This window comes from Brunnivagina elsteri CCALA 953 (assembly GCF_002289455.1).
In the GTDB taxonomy this organism is placed as follows: domain Bacteria; phylum Cyanobacteriota; class Cyanobacteriia; order Cyanobacteriales; family Nostocaceae; genus Brunnivagina; species Brunnivagina elsteri.
Map to the genome: position 1 here is coordinate 1 of NZ_NTFS01000258.1, position 9,555 is coordinate 9,555.

At 38.6% G+C, this 9,555-nt stretch carries 6 protein-coding genes; all 6 read left to right on the top strand.

From position 1 onward, the window contains the following. Positions 1-956: 956 nt before the first annotated feature. Positions 957-1,760: a heterocyst development glycosyltransferase HepC gene (gene hepC, locus CK510_RS20145; RefSeq protein WP_095723402.1), complete on the top strand. Its 804-nt coding sequence runs from the start codon at positions 957-959 to the stop codon at positions 1,758-1,760. Positions 1,761-2,227: 467 nt separating this feature from the next. After that, complete coding sequence (gene hepA / locus CK510_RS20150; RefSeq protein ID WP_095723403.1) at positions 2,228-4,075, top strand: heterocyst formation ABC transporter subunit HepA; 1,848 nt, start codon at positions 2,228-2,230, stop codon at positions 4,073-4,075. A gap of 256 nt (positions 4,076-4,331) precedes the next feature. After that, complete coding sequence (locus tag CK510_RS20155) at positions 4,332-5,312, top strand: glycosyltransferase family 2 protein (protein ID WP_095723404.1); 981 nt, start codon at positions 4,332-4,334, stop codon at positions 5,310-5,312. A 158-nt stretch (positions 5,313-5,470) separates the two neighbouring features. Beyond that, positions 5,471-6,664, top strand: a complete 1,194-nt coding sequence (locus CK510_RS20160) for a glycosyltransferase family 4 protein (RefSeq protein WP_095723405.1) — start codon at positions 5,471-5,473, stop codon at positions 6,662-6,664. Further along, on the top strand, positions 6,591-7,556 hold the full coding sequence (locus CK510_RS20165) for a glycosyltransferase family 2 protein (protein WP_095723406.1): 966 nt from the start codon (positions 6,591-6,593) through the stop codon (positions 7,554-7,556). Before CK510_RS20160 ends, CK510_RS20165 begins: the two co-directional genes overlap by 74 nt. 30 nt (positions 7,557-7,586) lie before the next feature. Beyond that, on the top strand, positions 7,587-9,047 hold the full coding sequence (locus tag CK510_RS20170) for an O-antigen ligase domain-containing protein (RefSeq protein ID WP_245912238.1): 1,461 nt from the start codon (positions 7,587-7,589) through the stop codon (positions 9,045-9,047). Positions 9,048-9,555: the final 508 nt, after the last annotated feature.

Sequence of the window (9,555 nt, forward strand, 5' to 3'; positions counted from 1 at the left end):
TAGCTTTCTCACGCTGGGAGCTTCTTCTGTAAACCGCAAGCGTTCTTTTTCTAGTGCTAGGTCAGTTTTTTGAATTTAATGATTTTAAAGTTAATCGGTATATAGCTATTAATATTATTTATTTCGATGTTTAATTTTTTAATCTAAATAATAATTAAACCAATTTACCAATTACACAAATATTTATTATTTCGGATGTAAATGAGATTATTTTTTTTATAGCTTAGATTGTGAAAATAAAGTATTGTCGTTGCTATAACTCTTGTAAAACAAGCACTTTGGTAATTTGAGTCTGTTATGCTTCCCAGAAAGTAAAAATATAATTTTGTATATCTAGGTAATACTAGAAAGAAAATTATTTTCACTAGTAAATTTTTTTTAATTGACAGCACTAATTATTAAAAATATACAGTATACGTAGTTTTACTAAGCTGTGATTCATCTTAACTTAACAATTGAGCTTGGAAAAGAGTTTTTGTTTAAAGAATAAATGAAGAAATTGGAGAACAAATACTTATTACAGCACATTCCTATATGATTGTAATTAGATATATTTCCAAAATATAAAAGTAAAAGTGAATTGTTTCTAGATTTATCTAAAACAGGTATCTTACTTTTTATGTCTCTTTCTCCAAAGTCAAGCTTGAAATTAGTACATCAAATTTATAAATAAAGAAGCTCTAGCAGCGAAATTTATAAAATGACACTGGTAAGTAAGATTATGCAGTGACATTGGCTAATAAACCATTTATTTACAAAGCTTCAAATCTTGACTTTTGAAACAAAGCGTAAATAAAAGATATCTAATTTCACAATCAAAGGTTCAATACTTTTCTACTCTGGTTATCCATTGCGCTCTGAAAAAGCAAAGTGCGATATGCCAATCGCAAATCTAGGACTTAAAGCCTATCCCTGTCATATAAATAATCTACTTCCCTATAAATCTAAATAAAATTATGACAAGCTCAATAATCCCAAACTTACAGAATTATCATACACCTACCCAGGAAGAAGAAAATCGTTCCTCGTACTGTACTTTAAAGTGGCGACGAGGACAACTTCTAGTTCAACCTCTTGGGCAAAACAAACAACCATACTTATCTTCCCTAGATACACATGAATCTTTAGTGGAATGCCTAAAGCACTCTTCAGTAAATTTGGTTCGTATCGATCCCCGATTAGGTGAGACGAAATTAAAATTGTGGGCAGATGCTTGTGAAGAAGCTCAAAAGCCATTATTCCTCACGATTCCAACTGTGCATAATGGGTCAAAAAACAACACAAACTTACCTAAGTGGCTGAAGCTTGTTTTGAACTGGATTGTTGCTTTAATTCTTTTAGTGACAGCTAGTCCTTTTGTATTAGGATTAGTGGCAATAATTCAGATTTCTTCATCAGAGTCTTTGCTTTCCCGTGAGTGGCATGTGGGAGAACGGGGTAGACTGTTTCGAGCGATAAAGTTTCGCACTGCATCTGTTGGGATAGGAACAGCTAGCGGTTTTGAAAAGATGAACGGGAGTTATTCTAATGCGATCGCATCGTGGATGGGTAAGTATGGTTTGGATAATTTGCCCCTGTTACTTAATGTTTTGCGTGGGGAAATCAGCCTAACTGGACGATACAGCTGCAAACTAGAAGATGTAGTCAGACTGAGTACAGAAGCGCAAAAACAATTAAATCAGATTCCTGGGATTGCGGATTCGTGGCAGGTTCAGTCGGAGAGGGATATTGTACATCATCTCGATCGCCAAATCTTATAACGAATTCAGATAGTGCGATCGCGTGGCTTTTGGTTGGGGTTTAAGTATGAGGGAGCATCCACTTTTGGAATAAACATAATTACCTGGCACCGAAAACCCTACTATACGGTTGGTTTAAAAAAGTCTATCTGCCAAAAGTGGATGCTCCCAAGTATGAGTGCTAGTAAAATATATTCAAACTTAGTTGATTCTAGCTATACTGTATGCTGTTCCTAACCAAAATTCCTTCTGTCGTAGAGTAATATAAATCCGGTTAAATAAACATAGTTAACATATCCCGCAAACCTTGTACTTGAGGATTGGGGTTTTGCTATAGGTTTTGCTATAACTGTGGTTAATCAAGCGAATTTAATATAACTGCTGCCAAATATTGGTTTTACCAACCGCACTTTAATTAGGAAACACAAAAAAATAAATTGCCCAGTATTTTGTCTCTTCTTTCATCTTAACTTGGTTTTGAAAAGAAAATGCTCACCCATTTAAAAGTTCCGTATCCTATTCGTGGTTTTCTGAAAGCTTCAAAATTTTGGCAAGATAACTATTTGATTTTGCGAGAATTTAAACATTTTCGTAAAATTACTACTTTAGCAGTGATATTTACCTTCTGTGCTGCTGTTTTTGAGGGGATTGGAATCGGTTTACTTATTCCTTTTTTACAAAGTTTAACTAGTCCAAATACAGTAGATAAAAGCGCTGGAATAGTTGGACAAATATCAACTTTTTTTCTCGGTGAAAATGCACCAGCAAATAACCATCTATACTTCAGATCGCTTTTAATTTTACTTAGTACATGGATGCGTGCGGGTTTCAGTTATTTATCAGGATTATATATAGAACAGTGCGAGGTAATTCTTGCCGATCGCTTGCGAAAGCAGCTTTTTGAACAATTACAATCCTTACCGCTAAGTTACTTCAGCGAAGCTCGTTCTGGTGAACTCGTAAATACGATGACTACAGAAATAGAGCGACTTAAACAAGGATTTGGAGCTACAGCATTTGTAATTATACGAATGCTAGTAGTTATGGTTTATTTTGTGAGTATGTTTTGCATATCATGGCAACTGACAATTGTTTCTGTGTTTATCTTTTCGCTGATAGCTTTGGGATTAACAACTCTCAACCGTCGAGTCAGAGAAGCAAGCTTTGGAATCTCTGAAGCTAACAGTTTATTGAACTCAAATGCATTTGAATTTATTAATGCTATTCGTACAGTTCATGCTTTTGGAACTCAAGAAATCGAGCGTAAAAGGTTTTATACAAGTAGTAATAAATTATTAGGAGCTTCAATTAAGGTTGCATCTGCTTATGCATTGGTGAAGCCAATCGCTGATTGTATTGTTATGACAGTACTAATTAGTCTGATTATTATATCTCTAACACATTTTACAATTCCTGTTTATTCTTTACTAGGATTTTTCTTTGTTTTATTCAGGGCAGCACCTATCCTACCAGAAGTAAATGGTGTGATTGCCCATATTAATACTTTGGCTGGTTCTTTAGAAAACATCAAATCATTATTAAAAACAGAAGATAAAAAATACTTTGAAAATGGCAAGCTAAAGTTTACAAACTTGAAACATTCGATTGATTTAATTTCAGTAGATTTTGGTTACGATCGCAAGCAATTGGTTTTGCATAATATCAAACTTACAATCGAACGTGGTAAAATGACTGCGTTGATTGGTCAATCTGGTTCCGGAAAAAGTACTCTAGCTGATTTAGTCGCGCGTTTTTACGATCCAACCGAAGGACAAATATTTGTCGATGGTGTTGATTTACGGATGTTTGACATCAATTCTTTCCGTAGTAAACTAGCCGTCGTTAGCCAAGATACTTTTATTTTTAATGCCTCGGTGCGGGATAATATTGCTTACGGCAAGCTTGATGCCACAGAGACAGAAATTCGAGAAGCAGCAAAATTGGCAAATGCCCTCGAATTTATTCAAGATATGCCTGAAGGTTTTGATACCATACTTGGTGAACGTGGTGTAAATTTATCGGGGGGGCAAAGACAGCGTATAGCCATTGCCCGTGCTTTGATTCGCAACCCCGAAATTTTGATTCTTGATGAAGCTACAGCAGCTTTAGATACGGTTTCCGAGCGTTTAATTCAAGAATCGATTGAGAATATATCAGTTGGTAGAACCATAATTGCGATCGCGCATCGACTTTCTACAGTTGCGAAAGCAGATAAGGTAGTCGTTTTGGAAAATGGCTACATAGTTGAACAAGGTAGACACGAGGATTTGCTGGAGCTTCGTGGCAAATTCTGGAAATATTACCAGCTACAACAGCAATCTGGTTTGAAAGGATAGAATTTGTCGAACACCAATCGAAATTATTGGTAATTCCGGAATTTACTATTTGAGATTCCGGAAGCTCAAATATTCCTAGGCAAAAGTTCCTACTTGACAAGTTTACACATTATTGTTTCACACAAAGTTTGTATATGTGAAGCTATCGTTTAAGTGCGTATTTATGACTAATCAATCTCGACAAAAGCGAATACACTTAAAAAGTAAAGTTATGGGATTATCCTAATTAATCCGAACGTCTTGATATCTGAATATTATGGCTTCAGTAAATGAGATTGAACAGCAACAACCATTAGTCAGTGTTATTACTCCCACATATAACCGTCCAGATTATTTAAAAGACGCACTCTCCAGTGCAACCAGACAAACATATCAAAATATCGAAATTATAGTTTCTGATAATTGCAGTCTAGAAAATCCCCAAGCAATAGTAGAATCATTTAACGACTCACGTATCCGCTTCTCACGCAACGAAACCAACCTGGGAATGTTAGCCAACACTCTCAAAGCGTTTAAAATGGCACGAGGTAAGTACATTGCTTGCTTGCTTGATGATGATATGTGGGAACCTGATTTTTTAGAAAAGCTTGTTCCCCCTCTGGAAGCAAATCCCCATGTAATACTAGCGTTCTGCGACCATTACATTATGGACGCAGACGGTAAAATTGATACCCTGGGCACAGAGACAAATTCGACCTTTTATAAACGAACTGCTCTACAAGAGGGAATTTATCAACCATTTTGTCACTTGGCACTAGTCGATAGTGCGGTATCAACTGCAACTGCGGCTGTAATTCGACGCGATGCGATCGCATGGGATACCATTCCCTCAGAAGTCGGGGGTTCTTGGGATATGTATCTCAATTACCTCTGTTGTCGTTCTGGTGCTGGTGCTTACTATTATCCCGCAAAACTAACCCGCTATCGTTCCCACGAAAACACCGATACCAATCAAAGTGGTAGTCGTAATTATCAAGCAAAAATCTCGAAAGCAAAAGCGAATATATTCTGTTACGAGCAATTTATGGCAGATGAAAATTTGCAGGAATTGCGATCGCATTTTCAGCAAGAATGGAGACAGATTAGCACAACCTTAGGAATTGGGTTATTACGGGCAAAACAACCAAAACAAGCACGTCCTTATTTTGTGCGATCGCTCCAAAAAAAAATTAGCTTGCGGGCTTTAATTGCATTATTACTGAGTTTTACTCCGTTACCTATCGCAAGTCGTTTTTAACCCGCTAAAAGCGAAACTAATGTTGTATATTAATTCCAAATCACAAGTTTATAAATATATAACTTCTTTAATATCTACTTTTCTGGAAACAGGATTTAGACAAGATTAATTCAATTAGTTACGCATCTTTACTCACAATTTTGAATGGTAGGCTGAGAATGAAATTTTGTATTGTTACACCTTATATTATCAAAGGCGACGGTCAAGGTCGAGCAAACTATGAAATTGTCTGGGAAGCGATTCGTCGTGGACATCAGATGACTTTAGTCGGTAGAAAAATTGCTCCCGAACTTCAGGAACATCCCTTAGTAAACTGGGTTCACTTTGATGTGGAAAAATATCCCAGCGCTTTAATTAAAGAGATGATGTTTTCGATTCAGAGTGGTGCATGGTTAAAAAAACACCGTCATGAATTTGACTTAGTACAGGTTTATGGAGCCGTAACTTCTGCCCCTGGAGATATTAACACATCCCAATTTGTCCATACATCTTGGCAGCGATCGCCCGTACATACCGCACGCATCAACAAAAATATCTACGGAATTTACCATTGGCTTTACAGTAACCTAAATTCCTATTGGGAAAAGCAAGCATTTCACCAAGCAAAGGTAGCAGTTGCAGTCTCAGACAAAATCAAGCATGAATTAATCGATGATTTGGGTTTAGAAAGTTCCCGCATTCACGTGATTCATAATGGTGTTGACATACAAGAATTCCTCCCTGGAACCTGCGATCGCAAAGAACTTGGTTTATCAGAAAATGTTAACTTAGCCCTATTTGCTGGGGATATTCGTACCAACCGCAAAAACTTGGATACAGTACTTCGAGCTTTAGTACAAGTGTCAGATTTGCATTTAGTAGTAGTGGGTAATACTGATGGTAGCCCCTATCCAGAAATGGCAGCATCCCTAGGATTGAGTCACCGCGTCCATTTTACAGGTTTCCGGCGTGATATTGCTAAAATTATGCAAGCCGTGGATTTGTTCGTTTTTCCATCACGCTACGAAGCTTGCACATTAGTACTACTCGAAGCAATGGCATCGGGATTACCTGCGATTACAGCAACCAGTGCTGGAGGAGCGGAACTAGTAACATCAGAATGCGGATTTGTCTTATCCGACTCCGACGATGTTGAGGCATTAGCCACAGCATTAAGGACTTTAGCAAGCGATCGCGAACTCCGAATCAAAATGGGACAAGCTGCCCGTATCGTAGCCGAAAATAACACTTGGGTTAGCAAAGCACAACTCTATATAGACTTGTTTGAGGGAATGGTTAATGATCAGCATCACCGTAATAGTACCGACTTATCGCCGTCCACAAGACCTAGCGCGGTGCTTGGAGGCACTTAAACACCAAACTCGTACAGTCAATCAACTAATTGTCACCATCCGCGATATTGATACGGAAACTTGGGAATTTTTAGCAACTTACAACCCTGACAGCTTGCCATTACAGACCACAACAGTTACGGTTACGGGTGTTGTCGCCGCCATGAACAAGGGTTTGAGCCTTGCCACAGGTGATATTATCACCTTTACCGATGACGATGCAGCACCCCATCCTGATTGGTTAGAACGGATGGAAGCCAATTTTCAAACCGATGAGAAAATTGGTGCAGTTGGAGGACGGGATTGGCAATATATCGGAAACCGCATCAAAGAAGAAGGCGATCGCGAAGATGTTGGACGCTTACAATGGTTTGGTCGAGTCATTGGCAACCATCACTTTGGCGTTGGAAAAGCCCGCGAAGTTGATGTCCTCAAAGGGGTGAATATGGGCTTTCGTCGCAATGCCATCCAAGGAATGGGTTTCGACGAACGAATGCTGGGAACTGGTGCCCAAGTTCACTTTGAATTGGCTTTTAATTTAGCTTTGCGACGTAGGGGTTGGAAAATAATTTTCGACCCCTTAGTAGCTGTAGACCATTACCCAGCAGTACGTTTTGATGAAGATAAACGCGACCAATTCAACAATATTGCCTGGTTAAATGCAGTACATAATGAAACCCTAGTGTTACTCGAACATTTCTCATTATTACAACGCACAATCTTTATCATTTGGGCATTTCTAATTGGTACTAGGGAGGCATTAGGTTTGTTACAATTGTTCCGATTGCTACCAAGTGAAAGCACTTTAGCTGTACAGAAATGGGTCGCATCGGTGGATGGACGAATAAAAGGGTTACAGAGTTGGTTGACTTATCGTAATGTCACAACAACAAAAGTTGCCATCACAAAATAGTTTGTTGACATGTTTGGGGGAAAATATTCGATGAATAGCACAAACAAGCAGCAAAATTCATTTCTCGGATGGCTTGCCATTGGTGCGCTAATTCTATTTTCAGCAGCTACTATTGCTGCTGGTATGGGTTCTTTATTTCGACCTGGTTACATTGTCCTATCTTTTGCAGTCGGTGTATTGCTGTACTGCCGATACCCCATCCTGTATATGGGGTTTACTTGGTGGATATGGTTTCTGACTCCCTTGATATCCCGCTTAATCGATTGGCGATCAAATTTTGATGAATCGCGTTTGATATTAGTGTCCCAATATTTGGTGACACTTATCACTATGCACGCCGTGATTAAATACCTGCCTAAGTCATATCGTCAAGGCGGATTACCATTTATTTTAGCTTTTATTGGCGTATTTTACGGATTTCTGATTGGGGTAGTCAAAACCTCCCCATTTACTGCCGCGCGATCGCTTCTTGATTGGTTGATACCAATTAGTTTCAGCTTCTACATATTCATGAATTGGCGGGATTACCCCCAGTACCGACAAAACATCCAACGTGTATTCCTCTGGGGTGTATTGATAACTGGGGCATATGGAGTAATACAGTACCTAATTGCTCCTGATTGGGATCGTTTCTGGTTAATCAGTACAAAGCTAACGAGTATGGGAGAACCAGAACCGCTAAAAATTCGTGTTTGGAGTACGATGGCATCTACAGGACCTTTTTCCTGCATGATGATGGCTGGATTGCTGTTACTATTTAACGGGAAAGGACCTCTTTGTCTGCCAGCTGCTGGTGCTGGTTATCTTGCATTCCTACTTTCGATGGCACGTACAATGTGGGGCAGTTGGGTAGTTGGGTTATTGGGGATGATAACTTCAATTCGACCAAAATTGCAGATGCGGCTGATGGTTTCGGTTTTATTAATGGCACTCTGCGTTTTACCTTTGAGTACGATGGAGCCATTTGCAGGTACGATTAATGCTCGCTTGCAAACTTTGACCAATCTGGACAATGATAATAGCGCCAATGTTAGACAAAAAATTTATGAACAAGGTTTGAATAGTGCCCTCACAAATTCATTGGGTAACGGTATAGGTAATACATTCGCCGTTAATGAAAAAGGTATCCTCGTACCAATTGTCATTGATAGTGGTATTCTCGATACATTCTTTACTCTTGGTTGGTTTGGGGCATTGCCATACATTGCTGGTTTAGTGTTAATGCTATCTAAACTATTACAAATGACTGATGCCAAACGAGACCCATTTATGGCTGTATCTCGTTCGATTTGTATCGCTTGTATTGCCTCATTGCCAATTGGAAGTACAATGCTGGGATTTAGCGGGATGTTTCTTTGGGGCTTTGGAGCTTTGGCACTAGCCGCAGATCAAAATTATCAGCAACAGCGATTTGAATACAATCTCTATCAAGAATATATTGCTTCCCAGTCTCTTTTAAATCAATCAAATCCAACAACAGATAATCCCTAATCCCTAATCAATTAGACATCTCCGGATAAAGATGTAGAGACTTAGGAACGCGGATTAAATAAAGCGCAAAAGTATCAAAAGTAGGGTGTGTTAGCGCAGCGTAACGCACCATTCCAAATCAAATCGAAAGTTGTAGGTTATTAAATCCTCATTCCTTAGCAATGCTAAGTCTTCTAGGAAATTTGCACTTTTTTGATTTTGCGTTCGTGAAAGGACTCCAAAGGGGTATCGCTACTTTCTTTTTCGACTGTTGGGGGAGATTTCCACCCATGATCTGCTTTTCGACACTCTCCTTGGAGAGCAGGGCTGTTTCGTTCCCTTTTAAACAGGATTTGTCAAGATAGTTAGCGATAAATATCTAAGTAAGTGTGACGATTAAATGAACTTTTAAGCACTCACGTAGCCGTAATTTTGTTCGTTTTCTCGACACGCTGGTAACAAAATAACCAGTGTTAAATTGCTATAACCCTTGATTTTTAAAGTGTTTTAGGGGATGAATCAGCCCTGC

Coding starts and splice junctions, on each gene's coding strand:
- CK510_RS20165 (WP_095723406.1), top strand. CDS start 6,591: ATGATCAGCATCACCGTAATAGTACCGACTTATCGCCGTCCACAAGAC.
- CK510_RS20160 (WP_095723405.1), top strand. CDS start 5,471: ATGAAATTTTGTATTGTTACACCTTATATTATCAAAGGCGACGGTCAA.
- hepA (WP_095723403.1), top strand. CDS start 2,228: ATGCTCACCCATTTAAAAGTTCCGTATCCTATTCGTGGTTTTCTGAAA.
- CK510_RS20170 (WP_245912238.1), top strand. CDS start 7,587: ATGAATAGCACAAACAAGCAGCAAAATTCATTTCTCGGATGGCTTGCC.
- CK510_RS20155 (WP_095723404.1), top strand. CDS start 4,332: ATGGCTTCAGTAAATGAGATTGAACAGCAACAACCATTAGTCAGTGTT.
- hepC (WP_095723402.1), top strand. CDS start 957: ATGACAAGCTCAATAATCCCAAACTTACAGAATTATCATACACCTACC.